Source organism: Pseudoalteromonas sp. A22 (assembly GCF_018141345.1).
GTDB classification, from domain to species: Bacteria; Pseudomonadota; Gammaproteobacteria; order Enterobacterales; family Alteromonadaceae; genus Pseudoalteromonas; species Pseudoalteromonas maricaloris.
Genome location: NZ_CP047238.1, coordinates 916,859 through 942,904, shown reverse-complemented (window position 1 = coordinate 942,904; position 26,046 = coordinate 916,859). Strand labels below are relative to the sequence as shown.

Annotated in this window: 24 protein-coding genes and 11 tRNA genes; 26 read left to right on the top strand and 9 right to left on the bottom strand. The window is 43.3% G+C overall.

Annotated features, from left to right (window positions below; all coding sequences use genetic code 11):
- Positions 1–84: 84 nt before the first annotated feature.
- Genes GSF04_RS09135 through hemA form a run of 5 tightly spaced genes read right to left on the bottom strand, consistent with a single transcriptional unit; the run spans position 85 to position 5,251 of the window.
- Entirely contained in the window at positions 85–459 is a 375-nt protein-coding gene (locus GSF04_RS09135; RefSeq protein WP_211859331.1) for a SirB2 family protein, read from the bottom strand.
- A gap of 8 nt (positions 460–467) precedes the next feature.
- On the bottom strand, positions 468–2,009 hold the full coding sequence (locus GSF04_RS09130; RefSeq protein WP_211859330.1) for a response regulator: 1,542 nt from the start codon (positions 2,007–2,009) through the stop codon (positions 468–470).
- Between the two features lie 47 nt (positions 2,010–2,056).
- The gene (prmC, locus tag GSF04_RS09125) at positions 2,057–2,899 is read right to left on the bottom strand and encodes a peptide chain release factor N(5)-glutamine methyltransferase (RefSeq protein WP_211859329.1); all 843 of its coding nucleotides are present in this window, start codon (positions 2,897–2,899) and stop codon (positions 2,057–2,059) included.
- The gene (gene prfA, locus GSF04_RS09120; RefSeq protein ID WP_010607352.1) at positions 2,899–3,987 is read right to left on the bottom strand and encodes a peptide chain release factor 1; all 1,089 of its coding nucleotides are present in this window, start codon (positions 3,985–3,987) and stop codon (positions 2,899–2,901) included. The genes prmC and prfA overlap by 1 nt, the downstream gene beginning before the upstream one ends.
- Positions 3,988–3,994: 7 nt before the next feature.
- Positions 3,995–5,251 (bottom strand): glutamyl-tRNA reductase, encoded by a 1,257-nt coding sequence (hemA, locus tag GSF04_RS09115; RefSeq protein ID WP_069022217.1) that lies wholly within the window; start codon positions 5,249–5,251, stop codon positions 3,995–3,997.
- 83 nt (positions 5,252–5,334) lie between these two features.
- On the opposite strand from hemA, the gene lolB reads away from it, so the two are divergent.
- From lolB to GSF04_RS09025, 18 genes are all read left to right on the top strand, one after another.
- Positions 5,335–5,919, top strand: a complete 585-nt coding sequence (gene lolB, locus GSF04_RS09110) for a lipoprotein insertase outer membrane protein LolB (RefSeq protein ID WP_157234650.1) — start codon at positions 5,335–5,337, stop codon at positions 5,917–5,919.
- A complete protein-coding gene (gene ispE / locus GSF04_RS09105) occupies positions 5,916–6,764 on the top strand; it encodes a 4-(cytidine 5'-diphospho)-2-C-methyl-D-erythritol kinase (protein ID WP_069022219.1) in 849 nt (282 codons plus the stop codon). The genes lolB and ispE overlap by 4 nt, the downstream gene beginning before the upstream one ends.
- A gap of 92 nt (positions 6,765–6,856) precedes the next feature.
- Complete coding sequence (locus GSF04_RS09100) at positions 6,857–7,804, top strand: ribose-phosphate pyrophosphokinase (protein ID WP_010370444.1); 948 nt, start codon at positions 6,857–6,859, stop codon at positions 7,802–7,804.
- 161 nt (positions 7,805–7,965) lie between these two features.
- A complete protein-coding gene (locus GSF04_RS09095; protein ID WP_010370441.1) occupies positions 7,966–8,574 on the top strand; it encodes a 50S ribosomal protein L25/general stress protein Ctc in 609 nt (202 codons plus the stop codon).
- Between the two features lie 19 nt (positions 8,575–8,593).
- On the top strand, positions 8,594–9,178 hold the full coding sequence (gene pth / locus GSF04_RS09090; RefSeq protein ID WP_010607356.1) for an aminoacyl-tRNA hydrolase: 585 nt from the start codon (positions 8,594–8,596) through the stop codon (positions 9,176–9,178).
- A gap of 96 nt (positions 9,179–9,274) precedes the next feature.
- Entirely contained in the window at positions 9,275–10,366 is a 1,092-nt protein-coding gene (gene ychF, locus GSF04_RS09085; protein WP_010370435.1) for a redox-regulated ATPase YchF, read from the top strand.
- Between the two features lie 310 nt (positions 10,367–10,676).
- Positions 10,677–10,753, top strand: a tRNA-Met gene (locus tag GSF04_RS09080).
- Positions 10,754–10,953: 200 nt separating this feature from the next.
- Positions 10,954–11,038, top strand: a tRNA-Leu gene (locus GSF04_RS09075).
- A 36-nt stretch (positions 11,039–11,074) separates the two neighbouring features.
- Positions 11,075–11,149, top strand: a tRNA-Gln gene (locus GSF04_RS09070).
- A 28-nt stretch (positions 11,150–11,177) separates the two neighbouring features.
- Positions 11,178–11,262: transfer RNA gene (locus GSF04_RS09065), tRNA-Leu, on the top strand.
- 36 nt (positions 11,263–11,298) lie between these two features.
- A tRNA-Gln gene (locus GSF04_RS09060) sits at positions 11,299–11,373 on the top strand.
- A gap of 2 nt (positions 11,374–11,375) precedes the next feature.
- Positions 11,376–11,452: transfer RNA gene (locus GSF04_RS09055), tRNA-Met, on the top strand.
- 9 nt (positions 11,453–11,461) lie between these two features.
- Positions 11,462–11,546: transfer RNA gene (locus tag GSF04_RS09050), tRNA-Leu, on the top strand.
- Between the two features lie 39 nt (positions 11,547–11,585).
- Positions 11,586–11,660, top strand: a tRNA-Gln gene (locus GSF04_RS09045).
- Between the two features lie 80 nt (positions 11,661–11,740).
- A tRNA-Leu gene (locus GSF04_RS09040) sits at positions 11,741–11,825 on the top strand.
- Positions 11,826–11,957: 132 nt separating this feature from the next.
- Positions 11,958–12,032, top strand: a tRNA-Gln gene (locus tag GSF04_RS09035).
- 41 nt (positions 12,033–12,073) lie between these two features.
- Positions 12,074–12,158 (top strand) — tRNA-Leu (locus tag GSF04_RS09030).
- An 86-nt stretch (positions 12,159–12,244) separates the two neighbouring features.
- Positions 12,245–12,799 carry a hypothetical protein gene (locus GSF04_RS09025; RefSeq protein WP_211859328.1) on the top strand — a complete coding sequence of 185 codons (555 nt, stop codon included), beginning with the start codon at positions 12,245–12,247 and terminating at the stop codon, positions 12,797–12,799.
- Positions 12,800–12,916: 117 nt separating this feature from the next.
- Here the strand turns inward: GSF04_RS09025 and GSF04_RS09020 are convergent, their stop codons facing one another.
- Complete coding sequence (locus GSF04_RS09020) at positions 12,917–14,083, bottom strand: FAD-dependent oxidoreductase (protein WP_211859327.1); 1,167 nt, start codon at positions 14,081–14,083, stop codon at positions 12,917–12,919.
- 230 nt (positions 14,084–14,313) lie between these two features.
- Between GSF04_RS09020 and miaB the strand changes: the two genes are divergently transcribed.
- From miaB to lnt, 5 genes are read left to right on the top strand one after another with little or no spacing between them, the layout of a single operon-like run.
- Positions 14,314–15,747 (top strand): tRNA (N6-isopentenyl adenosine(37)-C2)-methylthiotransferase MiaB, encoded by a 1,434-nt coding sequence (gene miaB, locus GSF04_RS09015; RefSeq protein WP_010607359.1) that lies wholly within the window; start codon positions 14,314–14,316, stop codon positions 15,745–15,747.
- Between the two features lie 54 nt (positions 15,748–15,801).
- A complete protein-coding gene (locus GSF04_RS09010; RefSeq protein ID WP_010370423.1) occupies positions 15,802–16,836 on the top strand; it encodes a PhoH family protein in 1,035 nt (344 codons plus the stop codon).
- A 3-nt stretch (positions 16,837–16,839) separates the two neighbouring features.
- Positions 16,840–17,298, top strand: coding sequence for an rRNA maturation RNase YbeY (gene ybeY / locus GSF04_RS09005; protein WP_211859326.1), 459 nt, complete (start codon positions 16,840–16,842; stop codon positions 17,296–17,298).
- Positions 17,299–17,320: 22 nt separating this feature from the next.
- Positions 17,321–18,199 (top strand): CNNM family magnesium/cobalt transport protein CorC, encoded by an 879-nt coding sequence (gene corC / locus GSF04_RS09000; protein WP_010370418.1) that lies wholly within the window; start codon positions 17,321–17,323, stop codon positions 18,197–18,199.
- Positions 18,177–19,754, top strand: a complete 1,578-nt coding sequence (lnt, locus tag GSF04_RS08995; protein WP_211859325.1) for an apolipoprotein N-acyltransferase — start codon at positions 18,177–18,179, stop codon at positions 19,752–19,754. Before corC ends, lnt begins: the two co-directional genes overlap by 23 nt.
- A 385-nt stretch (positions 19,755–20,139) precedes the next feature.
- On the opposite strand, the gene GSF04_RS08990 is transcribed toward lnt, so the two are convergent.
- Complete coding sequence (locus GSF04_RS08990; RefSeq protein WP_211859324.1) at positions 20,140–22,296, bottom strand: tetratricopeptide repeat protein; 2,157 nt, start codon at positions 22,294–22,296, stop codon at positions 20,140–20,142.
- Positions 22,297–22,406: 110 nt separating this feature from the next.
- Between GSF04_RS08990 and GSF04_RS08985 the strand changes: the two genes are divergently transcribed.
- Positions 22,407–23,066 (top strand): hypothetical protein, encoded by a 660-nt coding sequence (locus tag GSF04_RS08985; protein ID WP_211859323.1) that lies wholly within the window; start codon positions 22,407–22,409, stop codon positions 23,064–23,066.
- A gap of 18 nt (positions 23,067–23,084) precedes the next feature.
- Here GSF04_RS08985 and GSF04_RS08980 read toward each other — a convergent pair whose 3' ends face one another.
- Positions 23,085–23,813: a Sir2 family NAD-dependent protein deacetylase gene (locus tag GSF04_RS08980; protein WP_211859322.1), complete on the bottom strand. Its 729-nt coding sequence runs from the start codon at positions 23,811–23,813 to the stop codon at positions 23,085–23,087.
- 29 nt (positions 23,814–23,842) lie between these two features.
- Complete coding sequence (locus GSF04_RS08975) at positions 23,843–24,361, bottom strand: winged helix-turn-helix domain-containing protein (protein ID WP_130126788.1); 519 nt, start codon at positions 24,359–24,361, stop codon at positions 23,843–23,845.
- 262 nt (positions 24,362–24,623) lie between these two features.
- Between GSF04_RS08975 and GSF04_RS08970 the strand changes: the two genes are divergently transcribed.
- Entirely contained in the window at positions 24,624–24,995 is a 372-nt protein-coding gene (locus tag GSF04_RS08970; RefSeq protein WP_039491923.1) for a hypothetical protein, read from the top strand.
- Positions 24,996–25,379: 384 nt separating this feature from the next.
- On the top strand, positions 25,380–25,973 hold the full coding sequence (locus GSF04_RS08965) for a porin family protein (protein ID WP_010370395.1): 594 nt from the start codon (positions 25,380–25,382) through the stop codon (positions 25,971–25,973).
- The last annotated feature ends 73 nt before the right edge of the window (positions 25,974–26,046 follow it).

Sequence of the window (26,046 nt, the reverse complement as noted above, 5' to 3'; positions counted from 1 at the left end):
ATCGTTCGCTGAAATAGTAAAAATGTTTACTTATTATGGAGATATAGAAGCGCTCGGTGATAAGCCAAGCGCCAATTGAAATGCTTAAGCAAAGAAGCCTTGCTTGCTTACGGCGAGATGCGCGATGGCCATTAGTACCAATGTTGCAGCGCCTAGCGCCAAATATTTGGTCTTTTTAACACTTGCTTTTGCAATTACAAAGCCCAATGCGATATAACCAAACACTAAAACTATTTTTTGTAGTAGCCAAGGTTGTTGTGCAGGATTGAGCCCCGTCGTTACCGCCAAAATGACCGCTGTAACTAACAACAAAGTGTCTACGCTGTGGCTGGTAATAAACACGCCTTTGTTTGTTGCTAATTTACCTGAACCCAAACGCGAAAACGCGCGAGTGTAAAATAGCACTATGCTCAATACCACAAATAGTAAGTGCGTATGTTTTAACGCCATGTAATCCATATTATTCTCTAATCAGGGAAACGTTGTAGGATCAATTCTAACTCATTAATACAACGGTTGAATACATCTACGAGTTTGGGGTCAAAGTGTTTTCCCTTTTGCGCAGTAATCTCTTTTTGCGCTTCTTCTTGGCTCCATGCCTCTTTGTAGCAACGTTTATGGCGTAACGCATCATACACATCAGCTAGTGCTACGATGCGACCATAAAGGTGTATTTCATCGCCTTTTTTACCTTTCGGATAACCGCTGCCATCCCATTTTTCATGGTGGTCACGAGCGATTAGTGCGCCCGCACTGACAATCTCACGGCGAGAGTCTTTTAACAAGTCAAAGCCTTTGTCTGTATGGGTTTGCATGACTTTCCACTCTTCGTCATCCAGCTTGCTAGGCTTATTTAAAATCGCGTCAGGAATACCAACTTTACCCACGTCGTGCAGTGGTGACGCCATTTTCACCAGTTCAGCTTCTTTATCAGAAAGACCCATTTCTTTGGCAAGCGTGTGACAAAGATATGCAACACGCTTAACATGATTGCCGGTATTGGTGGAATGAAGCTCAAGCGCTTCACTTAAACGGATCACCAGTTCTTGCTGGGTATCTTCAATCTCAGCTTGTAGCTGTACATTTTCGTACGCCAATTGCATATTTTGAGCAAAAATATCAATTAAATGACGCTGAGTTTCGGTTAAGAATTCAGGAATACCAGACACAAATAGCATTGAGGCGTGGTTATAGTCACTGGAGCAATAGGCAAATAGATAATTGTCTTTATATACAATATCTTTATCTTGTAGTGCTTTTAAGCAGGCATCCATTTGATCGCTGCTAAGCACTTCAGAAATCGGCTTACCTTCACTACTTTCAAATTCTCCACGCCCTGCAAATACAACCAGTTGATCGTTCGTTTGGCCAGCTTCTTTACCCGCTGCAAGTGAAGTTGCATACATAGCTTGGTCGACAGTGCCTATCAGCGAAGTAAGTTGCTGTAGCACGCCCTCAATAAAACTCTCAATTGAGTGAGTAGCAAAAATATCACGGGAGGCTTTAATGATTTTCTCAAGCCCTTGTCTTGATTGATCGATGGCGAGAATGTCGCGATATGAACGTAAACTCGACATGACCACAGTAAAGAGCTTTTGCGCGGTGAGTTCTGTTTTTGACTTATAGTCGTTGATATCGTAGTTCACGATAACTTGGCGTTCAGGCGCTTGACCTGGCTGACCAGTTCTTAAAATGATACGGATATGGTTGTTTTTCGCGGTTTCACGAATGTATTTTGCGACCTGCAAACCAGCATCGTCGGTTTCCATGACAACATCCAGCAATACCACCGCAGCATCGGGGTTGGCATCGACGATTTTCTTTGCTTCTTCACCCGAATAAGCGCTAATAAATTCCAGACGCTTTTTTTGAAACTCAAAGTCACTCAGTGCTAACTTTGTCACTGCATGCACTTCGGGCTCATCATCGACAATAATAACCTTCCAAGTGCCTACTTTTTCAGGTTCAATTACGTCAGCGGGTTCGTCTGAAAACAAAAAATCATCCATATTGCGGATCCTATTGAAGCGCCTAACTTTCGTGTGAGTTCATGACTTTACGGCAACATTGCCAACGTCACTCTATCACACCCTGCCATATCTTTTATTGTAAGTATATTAATATACGCCATTTCTGCAAAAAACTGTTGGATCTTATCTGCTTGCTCAAAGCCATGTTCAAGTAGCAAATATCCCCCCGAGTTCAGATGTAGCTTAGCCGTCCTGATGATATGAAAAATATCCGCATAGCCATGGTCATCCGCGACCAGCGCGCTGAGCGGTTCAAATCTCACATCTCCTTGTGATAAGTGATGATCGGCTTCATCAATATAAGGTGGATTACTCACAATCAAATCAAACTGTTGCTCCGCAACCGCGCTAAACCAATCACTTTGCAAAATCGACACGTTTCTAAAGCCCAACTGAGATTGATTAGACTTTGCAAGCGCCACGGCGTCTGCTGAAGCATCTACTGCGGTGATTTGCCAAGCTGGATATTCACTCGCCAACGCCAGTGCAATCGCGCCAGTACCTGTGCCTAAGTCTAGCACCTGAGCGTCATTTGGCATGCTGAGAGTTAAAACATGCTCAACCAGAGTTTCAGTATCAGGCCTTGGAATAAGCGTGCTGTTGTTAACTTTTAAAGGCAGGCTCCAAAATTCTCTTTGACCTGTGATGTGTGCGACAGGCTCTCCCGTAACACGGCGTGCGATACATTCTTCGAATTGCTGCTGCTCTAGTGTAGAAAGCTCAGCTTCGGGCCAAGTAAAGAGATAAGTGCGGTTTTTATCGATAACATGGAGTAATAGCACTTCGCTATCGAGCTTTGCTGACTCGGAGTGTGGTAACAGTTCAGAGGTTGCCCAAGCAACGGCTTGGGCAATGTTAAGTGTTGGCATTAATCGCTTTCGCTCATAGCTGCCAGTAGATCAGCCTGATATTCAATAACCAGCGGATCGATAACAGCACCCAGCTCACCGGAGATCACTTCATTTAGGCGATATAGCGTCAAGTTGATACGGTGATCGGTAATACGGCCCTGCGGGAAGTTGTAAGTACGAATACGCTCAGAGCGGTCACCGCTACCTACTAGATTGCGACGTTCAGAAGCTTCTGCCGCTGCACGTTTTTCATCTTCTGCTTGCTGTAAGCGCGCACTTAGTACAGACAGCGCTTTCGCTCTGTTTTTATGTTGTGAACGTTCGTCCTGACATTCAACCACAACGCCTGTCGGCAAGTGAGTGATACGAATAGCAGAATCGGTTTTGTTTACGTGCTGACCACCGGCACCTGAAGCTCGGAAAGTATCCACTTTTAGATCAGACGGATTAATTTCGATTGCTTCTGCCTCTGGGATCTCTGCCATCACAGCAACCGTACATGCAGAAGTGTGAACACGGCCTTGAGATTCAGTTTCAGGCACACGTTGTACACGGTGAGCACCAGATTCAAACTTAAGTTTGCCATAAACACCGTCGCCACTAATGTTAGCGATAACTTCTTTATAGCCACCGTGCTCGCCTTCGTTAGCGCTCACGATTTCAACGCGCCACTTTTGCGTTTCTGCATAGCGGCTATACATACGGAATAAATCGCCAGCGAAAATCGCGGCTTCATCACCACCGGTTCCCGCACGCACTTCCAAGAATACGTTGTTATTGTCTTTTGGATCTTTTGGTAACATCAATACTTGAAGGTCATCTTCAAGCGCAGCAATGGCAGCTTTTGCTTCTTTATACTCTTCCTGTGCCATTTCACGCATGTCTGGATCTGAGTCTTTTAGCATTTCTTCAGCAGTTGCGACGTCTTCCTGAGCCTGTTGGTAGGCTGTAAACGCTTTAACTACGTCTTCCAATTCTGAAAACTCTTTTGACAAGGCGCGAAAGCGGTTCTGATCGCTAATCACCTCAGGCGAGCTTAGCATCGCTTGAACTTCTTCATAGCGCTCTACTAAGGTTTCTAACTTACGATATACAGACTCTTTCATTTACACGTTATTCCTGCTCAATACCTAATGTTTGCTTGAGTTGCGCTAACTTATCTATATCGCCTTCTTTCGCAGCCTCTTGAATGGCGCGTGTTGGTGCGTGTGTTAGTCGATTACTCAGCTTATTTGCTAATTCAATAATAATTTTATCTGCTTCTTTGCCCGATTGTAGCTGATTTATTGCTTTGTCCACGAGCTCATTTTTAATTTCTTGCGCGCTTTGGCGATACTGCCTAATCACATCCACTGAATGCAGCGAACGTTGCCACTCGGAAAACTCTTGCGTGCGTACATCGATGATCTGCTGCGCTTCAATGGCCGCTTGTTCACGACTGGCCAAGTTTTCATTGACTATCGCCTGCAGGTCATCAACTGAATAAAGATAAGCAGCATCCAACTCTGACACTTGGCTTTCGATATCGCGAGGCACCGCGATATCGATAAATAACATTGGTTTATGGCGACGTTTTTTAAGCGCTTGCTCGACCACTCCCTTACCGATAATTGGTAAGGTGCTCGCAGTTGAACTAATAACAATGTCTGCACTTGGTAGCGCATCTGGCAACTGTGCCAGTGAAATAACACTACCGCCAACTTCTTTTGCTAGGTTTTGTGCGCGCTCAATTGTGCGGTTCGCGACAGTGATTGACTTTGGATTATGCTGCGATAAGTGTTTAGCAACTAACTCTATTGTTTCACCAGCACCAATTAACAAGACCTGAGTTTTATCCAATTGACCATAAATATGCTTTGCTAAATTAACAGCGGCATACGCCACTGAGACAGCACTTGCACCAATATCGGTTTCGGTGCGCACTTGCTTCGCCACCGAAAAAGTTTTTTGGAATAAACGCTCAAATGTTGGCTGAATGGCATGGTGTTGTTTGGCCGTACTAAAAGCTTGTTTAATTTGCCCAAGAATTTGTGGCTCACCTAAAACCAATGAATCAAGACCGCAGGCAACTCGCATTAAATGGTTCACCGCATCCTGATTCATATGCACATAGACATTTTCTGTTAAGTCTCGTTGCTCTATGTTATGAAAATCTGACAACCAACCGAGTAGTGCTTGGGGATCAGCAGACTCAAGGCTACAATAGATCTCGGTTCGATTGCAGGTCGACACAATCACAGATTCTTTAAACTGCGAAGAATGTTGGAGTTGGTGCAATGCTTCTGTAAGCTGTTCTGGAGAAAACGCCACTTTTTCACGTAATTCTACAGACGCGGTTTTGTGATTGATACCAAGTGCGATGATGGTCATAGATGCCAGTATTGCTCGAGCCCTGCTTTAAAGCCGGCAATTTTACCAAAAATCAATCGAATATGGAAAGTAAGGAAAGGCCTTTGAGACAACTTCATTTGATTTTACTCATATTTTTATTAATTTTAACGGGTTGTGCGCAACAATTACCTCAGCAAAACGTAGCACAAGACTGGCAATCTAGACTAAAACAACAAAAAAATTGGCAAGCGAGAGGTAAACTTGCATTTATTGCCCCAGACAATCGTCAATCAGCTAACTTTAATTGGTATTTAAAAGAAGATAAACAAAATCTGATTTTAACCAGCTTTGTTGGCACCCGCATATTCGAACTAGAAGAATTAGACACACATTCGGAGCTGACCTTTGAAGACAATGTCCATAAAGGCATGGACAGTAGCGATCTGGTTAAGCGTTTAAGTGGTCTCTCTCTTCCGGTCAATCAAGCCCCTCAATGGCTAACGGGCTTAGTTGAAGCACCAGCCAGCGAACTTGATGACCTTGGCAGAATAAGCAATGCACAGTGGCAAAGCCCATCTGGCCGAGTGTGGCAAATCACCTATCAACAATATAAAATGCAAGACGGAATGTGGCTGCCTAGTCGCATGAAACTCTCATCGACCAATATTGAGGTCAAAGTATTAATCACTTCATGGCAGTTTAAATGAAGACATTGACGCTAAGCGCACCGGCAAAATTAAATCTTTTTTTGCATATCAATGGCCGTCGAGAAGACGGCTACCATGAACTAGAGACTTTATTTACTTTCTTAGATTTTGGTGATGAATTAGCATTTACGCTAACCAGTAACCAGCAAGAAATCGTCATTTGTGGTGACACCGCAGGTATTCCACTCGAAGATAACCTCATTTATAAAGCCGCCAAAATTCTTGAGCCCTATAAAAAAATTGCGGCTGGTGTCGACATTCACTTAAATAAACAGCTTCCCATGGGTGGAGGTGTTGGTGGTGGTTCATCCGATGCTGCCACGACTTTATTGGCACTCAATACGCTGTGGCAATGTCAGCTTACTATCCCAGAACTTGCAAAACTCGGTCTCCAGCTAGGCGCCGATGTGCCTGTTTTTGTTGAAGGTAAAACAGCTGTAGCCCACGGCGTTGGCGAGCAACTTGAGCCAATTGACATCGCGCAAAAATGGTATTTGGTGGTTGCCCCACCCGTTCATGTCAGCACCGCGTTAGTCTTTACTCACCCAGATTTACCACGCAATACGCCTAAGCTAAAAAGCGGTTGGAAACTCTCGGATACGGGCAACGACTGTCAAACTCTTGTCAAAAAGCTTTACCCCGAGGTTGAAAAGACCCTCGCGTGGTTGCTAAAATATGCACCAACCAAAATGACTGGTACTGGAGCTTGTTGTTTCGCGGAGTTTGAAAATCGTGAGGCAGCGCTGCGTGTGCTCGAAACTCTACCTTCATCTTGGCAGGGCTTTATTGCCCAAAATACAAGTGAGTCAATTTGTCATCGACAATTGCGCGCTTGGCAAAACTAGAAGTAAATTGTTTAAGTTAGCTTGTTTTGACTTTTTTATTTCATGGTCATTGCATGTTAGTCCAAAAAATTCAGTGCCTGAGGAACCCTACCGTGCCCGACATGAAGCTCTTCGCTGGTAACGCAACACCTGAGCTAGCTCAAAAAGTTGCAAAACGTTTGTTTATTGAGTTAGGTGATGCCGTTGTTGGCCGTTTTAGCGACGGTGAAATTAGCGTTCAAATCAACGAAAACGTTCGTGGTTCAGATGTATTCATCATCCAATCAACATGTGCTCCTACAAATGATAATTTAATGGAGTTAATCGTCATGGTTGATGCGCTACGTCGTGCATCTGCTGGTCGTATCACAGCCGTTATTCCTTATTTCGGTTACGCACGTCAAGACCGCCGTGTGCGTTCTGCTCGTGTTCCAATTACTGCTAAAGTTGTTGCAGACTTCCTTTCAAGCGTAGGTGTTGACCGTGTTCTTACTGTTGACCTACACGCAGAACAAATCCAAGGCTTCTTCGACGTACCTGTTGACAATGTATTCGGTAGCCCAGTGCTAATCGAAGACATGAAAGAGCGTAAGTTCGAAGATGTAGTAGTAGTTTCACCTGATATCGGTGGTGTGGTTCGTGCTCGTGCGATTGCAAAACTGTTAGATGATAAAGACCTAGCGATCATTGATAAGCGTCGTCCACAGGCTAACGTTTCTCAAGTTATGCACATCATTGGTGATGTTGCTGGTCGTGACTGTATCATTGTCGATGACATGATAGATACAGGCGGTACTTTATGTAAAGCAGCAGCAGCACTTAAAGAGCACGGTGCAAAACGCGTATTCGCTTACGCAACCCACCCAGTACTTTCGGGCAATGCTGCGGAAAACCTACGCAACTCAGTTATCGATGAAGTTATCGTGACTGACTCAATTCCACTTTCTGATGAATTGAAAGCGCTTGATAACATCAAAGTACTAACACTTGCAGATATGATGGCCGAAACTATCCGCCGTATCAGCAACGAAGAGTCAATCTCTGCGATGTTTCAACACTAATCGGCACCAAAACTGATTAGCCAAAAAGCACCTCTGGTGCTTTTTTTGTTTTATAGGTTTCATTGCAAGTGCGTTAGTGGTATATTGGCGCGCCTTTTTTAGGCAGGGAGCTTGGTCGCGAGCTCTCTGACACATTAACTTAAATTATTTTGGAGACATCCATGTCTGTATACAAATTAGACGCTGAAGTACGTTCTGACCTAGGTACTGGTGCGAGCCGCCGCCTACGTCGCGCTGACAAAGTTCCTGCAATCCTATACGGTGCTGGTAAAGATGCAGTTTCACTAACTTTTGATCACAACAAAGTATTGAAAGCGCAAGAAGACGAAGGTTTCTACACTCACATCCTAACGCTAAACATTGGCGGTGAGTCTGTTGAAGCAATTCTTAAAGATATGCAACGTCACCCGTACAAGCCTAAGATCACTCACTTAGACTTCCAACGCGTTGATGCTTCTCAAAAGCTTCACACTAAAGTTCCTGTTCACTTCATCAACGAAGAGAAAGCAACTAAAGGTGGCAACACTATCGTTCACCAACTAACTGAAATTGAAATCACTTGTCTTCCGGCAAGACTTCCTGAGTTCATCGAAGTTGACGTAGCGACTCTAGCTGTTGGCGCAACTCTACACCTATCTGATATCAAGCTTCCAGCTGGCGTTGTTTCAGTTGAACTTGCTAAAGGTGCAGATCACGACCAAGCGGTTGTTTCAGTAAACGCTCCTAAAGCAGCTCCTGCTGAAGAGTCTGCTGAAGACGCAGCTGAGTAATTGTTCAGGTGTTAACACCTTGAATAATATTCAAATGCTTGTGGGCCTGGCTAATCCAGGCCCCGAATACGCAAACACCCGTCATAACGCTGGCGCTTGGTTTATCGAAGAACTAGCCAGAAGATACAACTGCCTCCTAAAACCAGACGCTAAACATCACGGCCTCACTGGCAAAGTGCTCATCAATAATCAAGAGTTTAAATTGCTGATCCCTACGACTTATATGAACTTAAGTGGTAAAGCGGTCGCGAGTCTTGCCAATTTTTATAAAATCCCCGTCGAGAGTATTCTTGTTGCTCACGATGAAATGGATTTAGAACCCGGTATCGCCAAACTCAAAAAAGGTGGTGGTCACGGCGGTCACAATGGCTTAAAAGACATAATCGCTAAAATGGCAAATAACAAAGAATTTATGCGATTGCGCGTTGGTATTGGTCACCCAGGACACAGAGACAAAGTCACGGGGTGGGTTTTAGGCAAAGCACCACAAGCTGATCAAGAGAAAATTGATGCCGCTGTGGATGAAGCAGTCCGATGTATGGAAATACTCGCAAAAGACGGTGTGTTAAAAGCGCAAAATCGACTACATTCATTTAAACCGTAACAGTTCACTGCTGCGATTGATTGAGTAATACCTAAGCTTCTCGTTCGCCATGATGCGTGCTTGAGATAATACGGTAGAAATTTAGGAATAAACACTATGGGTTTTAAATGTGGCATTGTTGGTTTACCTAACGTAGGTAAATCTACTTTATTTAATGCGTTGACTAAAGCGGGCATTGAGGCCGCAAACTTTCCTTTCTGTACTATCGAACCGAATACCGGTGTAGTACCAGTACCAGATGCTCGTCTTGACCAGCTAGCTGAAATTGTAAACCCTCAGCGTACTATCCCAACTTCAATGGAGTTTGTGGATATTGCCGGTTTGGTAAAAGGTGCATCGAAAGGTGAAGGTTTAGGTAACCAATTTTTGGCAAACATCCGTGAAACGGATGCTATCGGTCACGTAGTTCGCTGTTTTGAAAATGAAAATATCGTTCACGTTGCTGGTCAAATCGATCCTGCTGAAGACATTGATGTTATCAACACTGAGCTGGTACTTGCAGACATGGATACTGCTGATCGCGCGGTTTTACGTAACGCGAAGAAAGCGAAAGGCGGCGATAAAGACGCGAAATTTGAACTCGTTGTACTTGAAAAAGTAAAAGCGCACTTGGACGAAGGCTTAACGCTTCGCTCACTTGAGCTAAATAAAGAAGAAGCGGCAGCAATAAGCTACCTAAACTTTTTAACGATCAAGCCAACTATGTACATCGCCAATGTTAACGAAGATGGCTTTGAAAACAACCCATTCCTAGACAAAGTACGTGAAATTGCAGCAGCAGAAGACGCGGTTGTGATCCCTGTATGTGCAGCAATTGAGGCTGAACTTTCTGAACTTGAAGAAGAAGATAAGAAAGAGTTTATGGATGACTTAGGCTTAGAAGAGCCAGGCCTAAACCGCGTGATCCGTGGTGGTTATGAGTTGTTGAAACTGCAAACTTACTTTACAGCTGGCGTAAAAGAAGTGCGTGCATGGACTATCCCTGTTGGCGCGACAGCACCTCAAGCTGCTGGTAAAATCCACACAGACTTTGAACGTGGTTTTATTCGTGCACAAACTATCGGCTTTGATGATTATATCGAGTTCCGTGGTGAATCTGGTGCGAAAGACGCAGGTAAAATGCGCCAAGAAGGTAAAGAATACATCGTAAAAGATGGCGATGTGATGAACTTCTTATTTAACGTGTAACCATAGTTACTACACGCTATTTCAATAAAAGGAGCTTCGGCTCCTTTTTAGTTTTATCAACTCTGCTTTTCAATCAAATAAGTACCTTGTTCTTCAGAGTAAGTTATAGACTCCAAAGGAATAAAAGTTCACAGGTTTTGTTAAAAATTTGCAATTGCCCCGCATGATTTGATATAAAAACAGGCCGTTTCGCTTAATTTATCTGCAAACAAACTGTGTTAGCAGATTTTTTGCAAAAAAGGTGTTGACGGCTTGGGGGCATATACGCATAATACGCCCCGCATCAGCAATGATGAGAAGTTAAAGAGATGGCTATGTAGCTCAGCTGGTTAGAGCACATCACTCATAATGATGGGGTCCCCTGTTCAAATCAGGGCATAGCCACCATGCTTTAACTACTACCAAAACTCATCGATTTGTTGTTGCAAAAGATGTGCGGAAGTGGCGGAATTGGCAGTTGTCTTAATATAGACGCTGGATTTAGGTTCCAATAACTAATGCCAAAAGATGTGCGGAAGTAGTGGAATTGGCAGTTGTCTTAATATAGACGCTGGATTTAGGTTCCAATAACTAATGCAAAAAGATGTGCGGAAGTGGCGGAATTGGTAGACGCGCTGGATTTAGGTTCCAGTATCTTCGGATGTGAGAGTTCAAGTCTCTCTTTCCGCACCATGTTCTCGATTGGAACTAAAACAATCAAATTTTCGTTGGAGTATCGCCAAGCGGTAAGGCAGCGGGTTTTGATCCCGCCATTCCCAGGTTCAAATCCTGGTACTCCAGCCATCTCTTTTTGAGATGTTAGCTACACTGTGCGGAAGTGGCGGAATTGGTAGACGCGCTGGATTTAGGTTCCAGTATCTTCGGATGTGAGAGTTCAAGTCTCTCTTTCCGCACCATGTTCTTGATTTGAACTAAAACAATCAAATTTTCGTTGGAGTATCGCCAAGCGGTAAGGCAGCGGGTTTTGATCCCGCCATTCCCAGGTTCAAATCCTGGTACTCCAGCCAATGGCTATGTAGCTCAGCTGGTTAGAGCACATCACTCATAATGATGGGGTCCCCTGTTCAAATCAGGGCATAGCCACCATTTACAAATGCGGAAGTGGCGGAATTGGTAGACGCGCTGGATTTAGGTTCCAGTATCTTCGGATGTGAGAGTTCAAGTCTCTCTTTCCGCACCATGTTCTTTTAAATCAGAACTCAAAAAGATTTTATTTCGTTGGAGTATCGCCAAGCGGTAAGGCAGCGGGTTTTGATCCCGCCATTCCCAGGTTCAAATCCTGGTACTCCAGCCAACTTTCTGAAGTTGAGGAATTAGCAGATGTCTTGAAAATAGACGCTGGATTTAGGTTCCAAATACTCCAGACAATATAATGCGGAAGTGGCGGAATTGGTAGACGCGCTGGATTTAGGTTCCAGTATCTTCGGATGTGAGAGTTCAAGTCTCTCTTTCCGCACCATGTTCTTTCAAGTAGAACTCAAACTCTTGAACTTACCTCTATTGCTGGGTATCGTCTCGACACGAAGTGGAAGCGGTAAGGTAGCCTAACTCAAATCTGGGCTTAAATAAGGTTTGAACTTACCTCTATTGCTGGAGTATCGCCAAGCGGTAAGGCAGCGGGTTTTGATCCCGCCATTCCCAGGTTCAAATCCTGGTACTCCAGCCATCTCTTTTTGAGATGTTAGCTACAAATAAAATATCTACTGTGCGGAAGTGGCGGAATTGGTAGACGCGCTGGATTTAGGTTCCAGTATCTTCGGATGTGAGAGTTCAAGTCTCTCTTTCCGCACCATTTAGTAACAATTTCTTTCCTCTTCATTCATTCCTAGCTCATTTTTCTAATGTTACTTTTAAACTTTCTTCATGTTAGGAAAGAAAGTGCTAAAGTCTTTATTTCTTTTATTCTCATTAATCATTTTCAGTATACCTAGCTTTGTAGAAGCAAGGGCTAGCTCAATTTGCTCTCCATTACACATAGAAATAGCACTTAAGCATTTTAGCTACTGTCAGCCCTCAGAACAGGCAAATAAAGTTTCATTTCAAACTTTTACTAACGATACCTACTCAGTTGTGCTTAGCGGCAACTCTTCTGAACTAACGTTAAGCTGGATAACTGGTGCTACTGCACTTGCTGATCTACCTAACAAGTACGATTTAACACCTCTTGAGTTTATGACACGAGCTTTCAATGGTACGTTTGATATACAGAGTGAAGACATGCAGAAAGTCAGTGCTGAGCTTGGCGTTATAGACGAAGCAAATGTATTTACCGCTACTCACGGAGCAAAACATATTTTTTCTTCTATCAGACCTTCAGGAGTTCAAACTGCTTACATTTTGCAGCCCAACAGTGATTGGTTATTAAGGCTAGATGGCAAATTTGATATTAATACCTTGATGTATGTCGTCGATAAGCTAACACTGATGAGATGATCTCGGCACTAAATAATGAAGCGTGCAGTAATACCAATTTATCTTAATACTTGCTCCTTCAAAAAGATCACTTAATTAAGTAAATTGGTGTAACACGCTCAGTTTAGAGAACAAAGATTAAAAACCAACTCCGCCCATGGCGTGCTTAAGCACTTCTTTTTTTAACGGTCCAGCTTTATTCGCCACATTCAGCGCCAGATTTCTCAAATGCTTTAACGGTGTTACTTGATTCGAAAAGCCAAAATAACACGCATCCATCATACTCATCATCAAAAGGTTGTCTTGTCTACGCTTTGACTCGTAATGATGTAGTGCGCTGCTATCACCAATATCTTCTTTTGACTCAATCGCTTCGGCAAGTGCCGCTACGTCTTTAAAGCCAAGATTTACTCCCTGCCCTGCTAATGGATTAATGGTATGAGCTGCATCTCCTACTAATACCACTCGTTCGCTCACGTATTGGTTAGCATGTTGCCTTGCTAAAGGAAAAACCGCTACTTCTTCAATCTCAAAATCACCGGGTAGCTCAAAAAATGCAGCTTTTACTTCTTGTTTTAGCGCCTGCTTATCTAGTTGCTTAAGTAAATTGAGTTTATTGCCGTTGTCATACCAAATCAGATTGGCATACGGATACTGCATAGGTAAAAAGGCAATTGGACCTGATGGCTTAAATTGCTGCCATGTTTTTTCTTGTTGCGGCGCGTCGAGTTTAATCAGCAGCCCCATACAATGTTGCTCATATTGCCACCCCGTCACGCCTATGCCACTCATTTGTCTGACGATAGAACGGCCACCATCAGCAGCAATTAACAAATCGGCGGTAAAGGATGCTGCTTGATACTCAATCGTCACGGAATCCTCATTATGAACAATGCGCTTTGGAGTCCCCTCTGGTGAAACCACTTTGATATCAAATTTCTCAAACTGTTGCCACAATGCAGCTTGAATGAGGTTATTCTCAATTAAGTGGCCTAAGTGCGAGGCGTTTAGCGCTTCACAATCAAATATCAATTGTCCTGGCTTATCCTCATAGGCTTCTAGCTGCTTGTAAACCGCGGCTCTGGTGTTTCTTAACACAGGCATAGCACCGAGCTCATCTAGTAACTGCTCGGAAAAGCGATTGATAGCAGAAACGCGAATATCTACCTTATCACTTGAGAGTATTGCACCTGGTGAGATGGGAGAATGTTCAATAACGGTTACATCAACACCTTGCTTCGCTAGCTTAACGGCACACGCCGCACCAACCATGCCACCACCGACTATCAGAGCCTTGTTTTTCATGCCATATTCCACTTAATTGAGTCTTTGCGCATTGTAACGCATATAAAAACAGATGTTTGCTTAAAACACCCTGTATTGATCCACATTTTGAAAGTTAAAATCTATACTTGGCTAGACAAGATAGGTCATATAAAATACGCGTCCTTTAGGCATAATGATATCAATTCAGCATCGCCTGCACGAGAAACGCGTAGTGCTAAACACCGAGTTGTAAACGAGGCAATATTTAAATGAGTAAAAAACTGCATATTAAAACCTGGGGTTGTCAGATGAACGAGTATGACTCCCAGAAAATGGCGGATCTTTTGGATTCAACAAATGGCTATCAGCTTACAGAAGAAGCTGAGCAAGCTGATGTGATCCTACTCAATACTTGCTCGATTCGTGAGAAGGCACAGGAAAAAGTATTCCACCAACTTGGTCGTTGGAAACTACTAAAGGACACAAACCCTGATCTTGTTATCGGTGTTGGTGGCTGCGTAGCGTCACAAGAAGGTGACACCATTCGTCAGCGCGCTCCATTTGTTGATATCGTGTTTGGCCCACAAACATTGCACCGCCTGCCAGAGATGATCAAACAGGTGCAAAGCAAAGAAGGTGCTGTCGTTGATATTTCATTCCCTGAAATTGAAAAATTTGACCGTTTGCCAGAGCCAAAGGCTGAAGGCCCGAGTGCATTTGTTTCAATTATGGAAGGTTGCTCTAAGTACTGTACGTTCTGTGTAGTACCGTACACACGTGGCGAAGAAGTAAGCCGTCCTTTAGATGATGTGATCCTTGAAGTTGCTCAGCTTGCGGAGCAAGGTGTACGTGAAGTGAACTTACTCGGTCAGAACGTAAATGCTTACCGTGGTGAAATGCACGATGGTGAAATTTGTTACTTCTCTGACTTAATTCGCTACGTTGCAGCAATTGACGGTATTGACCGTATTCGTTATACAACATCTCACCCAGTTGAATTTACACCAGATATCATTGAAGCCTATGCGGATGTGCCAGAGCTTGTTGACCATTTACACCTACCGGTACAAAGTGGTTCAGACCGTATTCTAAACCTGATGAAACGCGGTCATACTGCGCTTGAGTACAAGTCAACAATCCGCAAGCTACGGAAGATCCGTCCGAACCTAAGCATGTCTTCAGATTTCATCATTGGTTTTCCAGGCGAATCGAACGCAGACTTTGAAGCAACGATGAACCTGATTAATGATATCGGCTTTGATATGAGCTTTAGTTTCATCTACTCGGCGCGACCTGGCACACCAGCAGCCGACTTACCTGATGATGTTGCAGAATCAGAAAAGAAAGAACGCCTGTATCTGCTACAGAACCGTATCAACCAAATGGCGCAGGATATCAGCCGCAAGATGCACGATACCGAGCAGCGTATTTTGGTTGAGGGCCCATCGAAGAAAAACCCAATGGAACTGCGTGGTAGAACCGAAAATAACCGCGTTGTAAACTTTGAAGGTCCACACTCAGTGATCGGCCAATTCGTCGATGTACGTATTACTGAGGCATTACCAAACTCGTTACGTGGTGAACTTATCCGTACTGAAGCAGAAATGGATTTACGTCGTGACGTAAAACCGTCGGATATCTTAAATAAAGCACCACAAGAACCTGAAATTAATGAATTAGGTGTTGGTACTTTTACCCCCTAGCATTTTTAAATTGTGCGCTAGCTTCGGCTAGCGTCATTTTTATAGGAAGACATTTTGAGTAATCAGATAAAGAATATAGAAATTTACTTAGAACCCGCAGATAACCACCGCCTTTCTTCACTTTGTGGTCCGTTCGACGAAAATCTAAAACAAATAGAACGTCGCCTTGGAGTTGAAATCGCGCACCGTGACAATTGGTTTAAAGTGACCGGACAAGCGGTAACGGCAAAAGCAGCTGTGGATATTCTAAAGTCTCTATATGTTGATACTCAGCCTGTGAAAGGAAAAATGACAGAAATCGAACCGGATCAGGTTCATCTAGCCATCACAGAAGCGAACGTACTTGAACAAGACGCCCCAACCGTGTGGGACAAAGAAGTCTATATTAAGACTCGTCGCGGTGTGGTTAAGCCTCGTAATCCAAATCAGAGCCAATATGTCGCTAATATCTTAACTCACGATATTACCTTCGGTGTTGGTCCTGCGGGTACAGGTAAAACCTATCTTGCTGTTGCAGCAGCGGTTGATGCGCTAGAACGTCAAGAAATACGTCGCATCCTCCTCACTCGTCCAGCGGTTGAAGCTGGTGAAAAGCTGGGCTTCTTGCCGGGTGATTTAACACAGAAAATCGACCCTTACCTTCGCCCTCTTTATGACGCCCTATTCGAGATGCTTGGTTTTGAAAAAGTTGAGCGCTTAATCGAAAAAAATGTCATTGAAGTTGCACCTTTGGCGTATATGCGCGGTCGAACACTCAATGACGCGTTTATTATCTTGGACGAGAGCCAAAATACCACGACTGAACAAATGAAGATGTTTCTAACACGGATTGGCTTTAATTCAAAAGCGGTGATCACCGGTGATATCACGCAAATCGATTTACCTCGTGGTGCGCGCTCTGGACTTCGTCATGCGATAGAAGTGCTCAATGATGTAGAAGAGATTTCATTTAACTTCTTTAAATCTCACGATGTAGTTAGACACCCTGTGGTTGCTCGTATCGTCGAAGCATACGAGAAGAAAGAAGAACAAGAGCGTCTCGCTAAAGCTGAAAAGCATCAAGCGAAACAGCAACCTTCTGAGGAATAAACCATGGACTTAATGCTAGATTTGCAATTGGCTTGTGAGTTTGAAAACTTGCCATCCGAAGTACAATTTCAATTATGGGCAGAACATGCATTAACGCAATTTCGCGAAGAAGCAGAATTAACGATTCGCATCGCTGACGAGCACGAAAGCCAAGAGCTCAATAGCCAGTACAGGGGCAAAGACAAGCCAACCAACGTGTTGTCTTTCCCATTTGATGCGCCACCGGGGATTGAGTTGCCACTTATTGGTGATTTAATTATTTGTCCCCAAGTGGTATACCAAGAATCCATAGAGCAAGAAAAGACCTTTCATGACCACTTCGCCCATATGGTTATCCATGGTTGCTTGCATTTACTTGGATTTGACCATATAAATGAACAAGACGCGGTAGAAATGGAAACAATAGAGAAGCAAATTCTCGCTTCTTTGAATATCGCAGATCCTTACAGAGACGATTGTTAAATTAACGGAGCAGACACAACTAATGAGCGACGATAACTCGCAAAGTAGTCAGGGTTCTTCTAGCAAGACCTGGCTGGGACGCATCACACAGATGCTGCAAGGGGAACCCCAAAATAAAGAAGAACTGGCTGAAGTCATCGCTGATGCGCAAGAGCGCCAGCTGATTGACCCAGAAACCAAAGATATGATGGAAGGTGTGCTCAGCGTTTCAGAGCTGAAAGTACGTGACATCATGATCCCACGTTCGCAAATGATTACACTTGATGTAGATGAGCCGCTCAGTGCTCAACTCCCTATGATGGTAGAATCTTCACACTCGCGTTTTCCTGTGATTTGTGAAGACAAAGACCACGTAGAAGGCATCTTACTTGCCAAAGATCTCTTACCTTTGATTTTGCGCGAAGAGAGCGATTTGCCAAGTATCCGCGAATATCTTCGTCCCGCTGTGGTCGTGCCTGAAAGTAAGCGTGTCGATACCCTGCTCAACGAATTCCGTCAAAAACGTTACCATATGGCTATCGTGATTGATGAATACGGCGGTGTATCTGGACTGGTTACTATCGAAGATATTCTCGAAACCATTGTTGGTGAAATCGAAGATGAACATGATGACGACGAAGAACAACAAGATATTCGTCAGCTGTCTAAACATGTTTATACCGTGCAAGCACTCACGCCATTGGATGAATTCAACGAATTTTTCAAAACCAACTACGACACCCAAGAAGCAGATACCATTGGCGGTATTATTCTTCATGCATTTGGCCATATGCCTAGCCGTGGTGAAACTATAGACATAGATCCCCTTCAGTTTAAGGTAACTAACTCCGATAACCGGAGGATCTTACAAATTCAAGTAAGTGTACCTAAATCTGAACATGTTGAAGACTCTAGTATCTAACCTGAGTAACCTCGCAAAAGATAAGTTTGCATGGCTGGCACTCATTTCTGGCTGTGCGCTTACTTTTGCTTATTCCCCTTTTGGTTTTTGGCCTATCGCGTTTGTCAGCTTGATTATAGCGACTTGGCTTACCGATAAACCCAGTCCAAAGCTCGCGGCTAAATATGGCTTTTTATTTGGCTTTGGCTGGTTTGCCCTTGGCATAAGCTGGGTGCATGTCTCTATCGCTGAATTTGGTGGTTTACCCTTACCTGTCTCGGTGCTGTTGATGGCATTACTATGTGCTTATCTTGCCATCTACCCAACATTGGCATTTGCTTTTGCTAGCTACTTTACTCGCACACCGTGGCAACGGGTTTTGGCACTTGTTGCGGGGTTTGCCATTACCGAGTGGCTACGAGGCCATATGCTCACGGGCTTCCCTTGGCTTAGCTTTGGTTATACGTTAACTGACTCGCCTCTGAGTAGTTTAGCCCCTTGGATCGGTGAATTTGGCTTAACATTGCTAGTTATTCTAGCGACAACAAGCCTTTACTATCTACTTAAACAACGTGCGATTTATCTCACCATAGTCTGCTTTGCTGGCATTGCCGGTTTATACAGTGTGCCAATCATTCAAGGCCCACTAAAGTACTCGGGAGATGAAATCACCACCTTACTTGTACAAGGTAATATCAAGCAGAGTCTGCGCTGGGAGCCTGAGCAATTTTGGCCTACCATGTCTAAATATCGAGATATGACTAGACCTAACTGGCAAGGCGTTGATTTAGTAGTGTGGCCGGAAGCGGCTATTCCTGAATTTGAAGATATCGCCTACCCATTTTTAGAAGGGCTGGACAAAGCAGCCGCGTTTAATGGAACTGCACTAATAACGGGTATTCCCGATTATCAGTTTGATACCAGAACCGCGTACAACACGCTGATCACCCTTGGTAAAAAGGAAAAAGAAGACAGCGAAGGGCAATATCACTATTTGCACAAAAACCGCTACCAGAAGCACCAATTGTTGCCTATTGGTGAGTTTGTACCGTTCGAAGACCTATTGCGTCCTATAGCCCCTCTTTTTAACTTAGCAATGTCGTCATTTACTCGAGGTGATGCGGTACAACCAAACCTACTTGCGAACGGTTTGCATGTGTTACCCGCTATTTGCTACGAAATCGCGTTTAGCGAGCTTGTCAGAGGTAACTTTACCTCTGAGTCAGATATTCTTTTTACTGTGAGCAACGACGCTTGGTTTGGAGATTCCCACGGCCCGCATCAGCATATGCAGATCGCTCGCATGCGTGCCTTAGAATTACAGCGCCCATTAATTCGAGTAACGAATAATGGTATCACTGGTGTTTACGATCCACTTAGCAAAATTCAGCATGCCATTCCACAATTCGAAGCCAATATACTGAAAAGTGATGTAAAACTCATTAGTGGAGTAAGCTGGTATGCAGAGCATGGTAATCGCCCCATCTGGTTTATTGTCGCTTTTACTATGCTGATACTCACCGCTGCAAAGGTAAAGCCCACAGTGCTTAAGCGATTTGAACGCAACTTTTTGTAGTTGCGGTGTTGTACCTTTCGCGATGTAAAATCGCTCCTACATGCAATAAATAACCTCTGGTAGGAGCCGCTTTATGCGGCGAGCTTTTGTGCCATATCGCGATGTGAAATCGCTCCTACACGCGATATATAACCTTTGGTGGGAGCCGCTTTACGCGGCGAGCTTTTTTGTGTCATATCGCGATGTAAAATCGCTCCTACATGCAATATATAACTCTGGCCAGAGCCACTTTACGCGGCGATTTTTTACCATATCGCGATGTAAAATCGCTCCTACATGCAATATATAACTCTGGCCAGAGCCGCTTTACGCGGCGAGCTTTTGCTATATCACAATGTGAAATCGCACTGAATATATTACCTCAGCTAAAAGCAGGTTTGTGTTATTACTCACAAGGTATAATAACACTCACTTTCAACCCACCTAATTCGCTATGCGCAACGGCAATGCTGCCACCGTGCAATTCAACCAGTTTTTGACAAATAGATAAACCTAAGCCGGAGCCACCAAGATCTCGGCTACGTGATTTATCACAGCGGAACAAACGTTCAAACAATCTCCCTAAAGCTTCATCGCCCACGCCTGGGCTTGAATCTTCAATAACACATTGGATCTGCTGGCTTTGATAGCTAATATCCACACAGACTTCTCCCGGCTTGTCGGTATAATTCACACTATTACGAGCCAAGTTATTGAATACCTGAGCAAATCTAGTTACATCAATATCGATTTCCAGTTCATCTGGTAATTCTATATTGGCATTAAACTCAAGCCCTTCATCCGTCACAAAGTCATCAATATCTTCAACAAGACCAATAAACGCTTGTTTGGCATTGACACGCTCTAACGCCAAGTTAAGGCTGCCAGTATCTGCCTGCGCGAGTTCATAGATATCTTTAATTAATGTGTTAAGAGTATCGAGACGGCGGTTAAGCACTTTGTAGCTCTGCTTTGGATTTTCCACCAAATTATGTTCCAGAGATTCAATATGCAGCTTAAGTACGGTAAGCGGTGTTCTTAATTCATGAGAAATATCTGCAAGTAGTTGCTGCTTTAAATCCAAAGTTTTGTTGAGAAGCTGCTTCTCGAGTTCCAGCGCGCGACGTTTGTTTCTCGCAAGTAATAAGAACGCGCTCAGTAGAACGACCAAAACTCCCACCACTGCTGCCGTTACTATTTGTTCTACGCGCTGTTCGGCCAGTTCTACATCACGCTGTGTTTTTAGACTTTGTAGCTCATATTGATTTTTCTGGTACTCGGTATCCATCTGATAAGCCAAGGCTTTTTGACTGGCTTCTTTTTCAAGCTGAGAAACCTTAGATTCCGCATATTGCAAGTGATAATTAAGCGCAGACTCAAAGTCACCTTTCGCGCTATAGGCGTCCTTTAACACTCGTAATGCGGTTTCCTTGAGGCCAAGATAAACCTCATCTTGAGCAATAATTTGCTCCATACTTTGAATAAAAAAATCAGCTCGTTCAGGTAAAACAATTTGCGCATAGGTAGTCATCGTCTCTTGATAAAGCACTTTACTTTGTACCGGATCAATTAACTCTAACGCCTGTTCAACATACTCTTTAGCCTGAGCTTTTTCATTTGCTTTTAATTTAACTTCAGCCAAATTGCTCAGCGCCCAGCCCTGATTTCTGGTGTGCTCATTCTCCTCAAAAATCTTAAATGCTTTTTCAAATGACGCTTGTGCATTGTCATATTGGCTGAGTTTCATTTGTTCACGACCAATGCGGATCAACGTGTAAGCTGAATAAACGACATTGCCCGCTTTAATGTCATAGTCATATGCGGTTTGATAGGCTTCAAGCGACTTTTCATGGTCGCCAATCACTTGATGTGCACCACCTAGGTTATAGTAAACTTGTCCAAGTAAAACCGTATTTTCCTGATTTTGGCTTTTTAGTACAGCTATCGATTGCTGCAGTAATTCAAGTGCCTTGTCCGGTAATGAAAGATCCGAGTAAACATCTGCTAACTGAGTGATCGCAGACACTTGCAAATCTGGGAGTTCATACTTCTTTGCCACTTCAATTGAGAGTTCATAACTCTCTATCGAGTCTTTATAACTGCCATTGCTTTTGTAAGCAGCAGCCCGAAAGCGATAAGCGTGGCTTAACAATCGATGCATATCAAGCGCAGATAGCTGAGATACGGCTAGGTTTAAATAACTAATCGCGTCGCTAAACTTCCCCTCTTTTAGCATCAGATCACCATATGTTAAAGAGTATTTAGCTTCATATTCGGGTAAATGATGCGAGAGTAGTACCTGTTTGAAACGCTCCACCCATTTATGTGCTTCTTCGAGCTGGAAACCGTTTTTTAATGCAACCGTGGTCTTATGGTGAACGTCAGCAATTTCCTCCGGCGTTAAGCCTGACTCTAATACTTGGTCGACTTTTTGAAGCGCGCTATCACGTGTTTCTTGTTGCTGAATTTCTTTTATAAAAGCATCATATAAACGCTCATTAGCATGAACTAGCGGGCTTAATAGTAGGCAACAAGTAAGCAGTATTATCTTAAAGTGCAACACGTTATCGTCTCTTCGTTATTATCGTTATTATCGTTATAAATTGAGCAAAACAGCAGGGGAATAGGCTATCATATTGCGTGAGCATTAAATAATAAATTGTGGTTCTATGTATGTTGAATAATAGTCTAACTCAGTTTTTGCTAGCGTTAAAAAGCGCGGATATAGAAAAAATAAAAGCCGTGTACGCACACGCTCCTAAAGACGAGCAGATTGAAGTTCTCAAGTTTCTTTTTCAAAGTGCGCAGAGTAACACTGCACTCTATGGCCACTATCAAGATATAGCGAGTATTTGCTTACAAGCAGCATGCTTTCCAGAAGCGATGATAGCTGCGATTAACTCCTTGGAGAAGTTTGCCTTTTTCTCAACACCTTTGATCCAAGCTGAGCAAATCAATAACCTTAACCCGCAAGGAAATAACATACTACATATTCTTTTATCGCAAATGCCCGCGAAAGATAACGGTCTAAATTATCTTAGAACCTTATTGCACTTTGAAAGCAAAGAGCTACTTCAAAATGCACTGAGTCAAAGAAACGCAAAAAAGTTAACACCTCTAGAATGCTACTTAGCTTTTAATAGCCATACTGCGCCACTGAGTATTCAAGAATTAAGCGCTTTACTTGGCTTGATGGAAATCGAAAGGCGACATACAAGCGCAGTGGAAAACCACAACGCCAAAGTGATTGAATCACACCTCCTACAACAACACCGGCTCAGTGAATATAAACAATTTCTGCTAGCCACTTACTATCAAAGCAATGCAGGCTAACTTTCCTCAGGTTTTAAATTAAGAGGTTGGCAAACTGGCGATGTATTCACTTGCCGTCATGCGGTGATAGGTGACTTGCTCGTAAAGTAAGTGCGCAGGATTTGGGTCAACCACTTCTATCGGAATTGCTTTGTGCCTTGCTATTTCCAAGGCCATTTGAGTGATATTGACACTAAAGGAAGTGCCCATAAAAATCATTCGATCCGCGGCATACATTCGTGACTGTGCTTCGCTAATACGATACAGATCGGTGTAGTATTCGTCGAATAACAATACATATGGCTTAAGTGACACGCTTTTTTCAGGCCCTCGTCGAGCAATCTTGAAAAGTGCTAACAACGACTCAGCTAATCGACTTTCATCTACCTCATCCCAAGGGGCAGTAAAGCACTCCGTGGGCTCACCTTGGGTATGAAAGGGTGTTACCTGATCAACACGTCCATGGATCGCAATAAAGTGGTTATTACCCGCTTTACCATCTAAACCGTCAATATTTTGCGTGATCACATTTTTATCACTAAGCCATTGATGAACTTGATTGGGGCCGTGATTACGATAAGTCACAAAACGATGGTAATACCATTTTAAGAATTCTGCCGGTTGCGATTTATACATTGCGCGCGTTGCCATTTCTTGAGGAGTGTAATTAGCCGAACCTATCGTCCAAAAGCCATCCTCTCCCCGAAAAGTTGGAATACCACTTTCGGCACTCACCCCTGCACCTGTGATATACAACGTTTGCAACATGACACAACCTCAACTCAAGTAAATTTGACTCACGATAACGTAAAGTAGATACCCAAGGCTAGCAACACAAGTGCACCCGCAAGCCCAAACATAGGCAGTTTGCGACCAATAGATTCTGGTCTTTCGAGCACTTCAGAAGGCGATTCAGTCACTACAGCCTCGTCCTCCTCCGGTTGTACATCCACTTTGGTCGACTCATTGGTCGCTGTTTGAGGTGAAGCCTGCGATGAAGCCTGAGCTTCCGCGGTCCCTTCAAAAGCCGTACAAGGGATCTGCCATTGATATCCTTTTCGTGAAAAGGTTTTGATGGCATCATCGCCGAACAAGGCACGTAAATGGCCAATATTTTGAAATACGACCTGATCTGTGACTTTTCGATCTGGCCATACTTTCTCTAAGATGTCTTCTTTACTGTGGATAGTTTGAGGAGCGGATAAAAATAGCTCCAATATCTGAGCAGGTTTTTGTTTTAAATTTAGCTTTCTGTCGTCTTTATAAAGCTTTAGCTCTTTGCTATCAAACAAAAAATCCTTAAAAGCGAATTTCATTTCCCTAGTTCCCAACTTGGTCTTAATTACTATAATAATTATTGTTTTATTCGAATTTACTACGACATAACATTGCATTTATAGCGAAACATGCCGCGAAAATATAGGGCAATGTTACATCGGTTTACAAACTATTGATAAAATCGGCTTTTAGTATAGAGCGATCACTCAGAAAATCACTACCTAATCCTTAGAATAATTCGAATAGACTCAAAACCTAAGCGTATATAAACTGCGTTTTCCGTAATTGTTAGGCAGGCTCATGTTACTTGCTTTTATCTACTCCATGGTGTTGATAAAAACCTCATTACTCGGGTTAGGAGTAGTCAGTATTGTGCTCTCGGTAGCCTTTATCGTCGCGTTACGCCTCAACCTCCCAGCCCTGCCAGTCAATGCAAAAAGCAAATTTATTAAATCCTTTAAGTTTGTTCTCTTCGCGCACCTGCTCGGTTACTCGCTGCTAGTGAGTAAACTTTTGTTAATTGATGGTTGGCAAGACGTGCCTATGTTCATTGCAAGTCATTTGATCATGCATCACATATGGAGTGGGCTTATTGCTGCGATTTTGACATTGACGACCATACTAAAATACCAAACGTTCATTGCAAAACCTAAGACAGCTAAAAGCACTTAGCAAGTGCAACTATTTAACCTGAGGTTTGGATAAGAAATGTTCCAACTCATTGTTGCTAAAGCACAACTTAGTTTTCTCCTTGTCTAGCCAGAGAGTTTTAGGGAAAACACCGCTTCCGCGTCCTGCTCTCGCTAAGGTACCTACATCCTGTAGGCAAGGCGAATTTACGCACCAATAGCTGGCTATTGGAAGTGAATTCAACGCAGTTAGCGCTAAAACTGGCTGCTAGAAAGGCATTAATTATCCGCAGCTCAGGTTATTTATATTTGTAAAATAATAAGAACCAAATTCGACGCCTTCTTACACTTTATGACAGCCCCCCAACAGACCTTGACACCCCCTCTATTTATACTGTCCTCAAGTTAACCACAACGGACATTGATTATGAAAATTAAAGCGCTTTTATCTCTTGCATTACTCACAACAAGTTTATCGTCTTTTGCAGAACAAAATAACGAGACGCATCGCGTTGGTTTAGACATCTCTGGCGGTGGCGCTTCTTATAAAAGCTCAAGTAAAGATGGTGATGGTGTAGGCCAAGCTTACCTCTATTATAACTATCACTTTACGCCAATTTTGGCACTTGAATTAGGTTATAACAGCGGTGAAGACTTAGATGATTGGAAGTGTGAAGACGAAAATGATCGCAAGTTTACCTGCACACAAAATAACAAAACTTTGTTTGGTCTTGGTGCTAATAACTTAGAATTTGATAACTTTGTCGTTGCTGCAAAAGGCTACTATCAAATTTCCGACAACAGCTACTTTTATGGCAAATTAGGTGCAAACTATTACGATTACGAAATCACTCGTGGCCGCACTAAATTAATTACCGACGATGGTATCGGCTTTGTCGCTGAAGCCGGTTGGCAATATGACTGGGATAACGGTATGGCAGTTAACCTTGGCTACAAGTATCTTGATATGGGTGATTTGGATACATCGAGCCTATCTCTAGGTGTCAGCTACCGCTTCTAAAGCGACCTCCCCAACCAATAAAAAAGCATGTGCTCTACCACACATGCTTTTTACTCTTTAAAGCCGACGTTTT

Bases quoted from the DNA above. Each gene is read 5' to 3' on its own strand.
- GSF04_RS09135 (WP_211859331.1), bottom strand. From the start codon at position 459: ATGGATTACATGGCGTTAAAACATACGCACTTACTATTTGTGGTATTG.
- GSF04_RS09130 (WP_211859330.1), bottom strand. From the start codon at position 2,009: ATGGATGATTTTTTGTTTTCAGACGAACCCGCTGACGTAATTGAACCT.
- prmC (WP_211859329.1), bottom strand. From the start codon at position 2,899: ATGCCAACACTTAACATTGCCCAAGCCGTTGCTTGGGCAACCTCTGAA.
- prfA (WP_010607352.1), bottom strand. From the start codon at position 3,987: ATGAAAGAGTCTGTATATCGTAAGTTAGAAACCTTAGTAGAGCGCTAT.
- hemA (WP_069022217.1), bottom strand. From the start codon at position 5,251: ATGACCATCATCGCACTTGGTATCAATCACAAAACCGCGTCTGTAGAA.
- ispE (WP_069022219.1), top strand. From the start codon at position 5,916: ATGAAGACATTGACGCTAAGCGCACCGGCAAAATTAAATCTTTTTTTG.
- GSF04_RS09095 (WP_010370441.1), top strand. From the start codon at position 7,966: ATGTCTGTATACAAATTAGACGCTGAAGTACGTTCTGACCTAGGTACT.
- ychF (WP_010370435.1), top strand. From the start codon at position 9,275: ATGGGTTTTAAATGTGGCATTGTTGGTTTACCTAACGTAGGTAAATCT.
- GSF04_RS09020 (WP_211859327.1), bottom strand. From the start codon at position 14,083: ATGAAAAACAAGGCTCTGATAGTCGGTGGTGGCATGGTTGGTGCGGCG.
- miaB (WP_010607359.1), top strand. From the start codon at position 14,314: ATGAGTAAAAAACTGCATATTAAAACCTGGGGTTGTCAGATGAACGAG.
- ybeY (WP_211859326.1), top strand. From the start codon at position 16,840: ATGGACTTAATGCTAGATTTGCAATTGGCTTGTGAGTTTGAAAACTTG.
- corC (WP_010370418.1), top strand. From the start codon at position 17,321: ATGAGCGACGATAACTCGCAAAGTAGTCAGGGTTCTTCTAGCAAGACC.
- lnt (WP_211859325.1), top strand. From the start codon at position 18,177: ATGTTGAAGACTCTAGTATCTAACCTGAGTAACCTCGCAAAAGATAAG.
- GSF04_RS08985 (WP_211859323.1), top strand. From the start codon at position 22,407: ATGTTGAATAATAGTCTAACTCAGTTTTTGCTAGCGTTAAAAAGCGCG.
- GSF04_RS08980 (WP_211859322.1), bottom strand. From the start codon at position 23,813: ATGTTGCAAACGTTGTATATCACAGGTGCAGGGGTGAGTGCCGAAAGT.
- GSF04_RS08975 (WP_130126788.1), bottom strand. From the start codon at position 24,361: ATGAAATTCGCTTTTAAGGATTTTTTGTTTGATAGCAAAGAGCTAAAG.
- GSF04_RS08970 (WP_039491923.1), top strand. From the start codon at position 24,624: ATGTTACTTGCTTTTATCTACTCCATGGTGTTGATAAAAACCTCATTA.
- GSF04_RS08965 (WP_010370395.1), top strand. From the start codon at position 25,380: ATGAAAATTAAAGCGCTTTTATCTCTTGCATTACTCACAACAAGTTTA.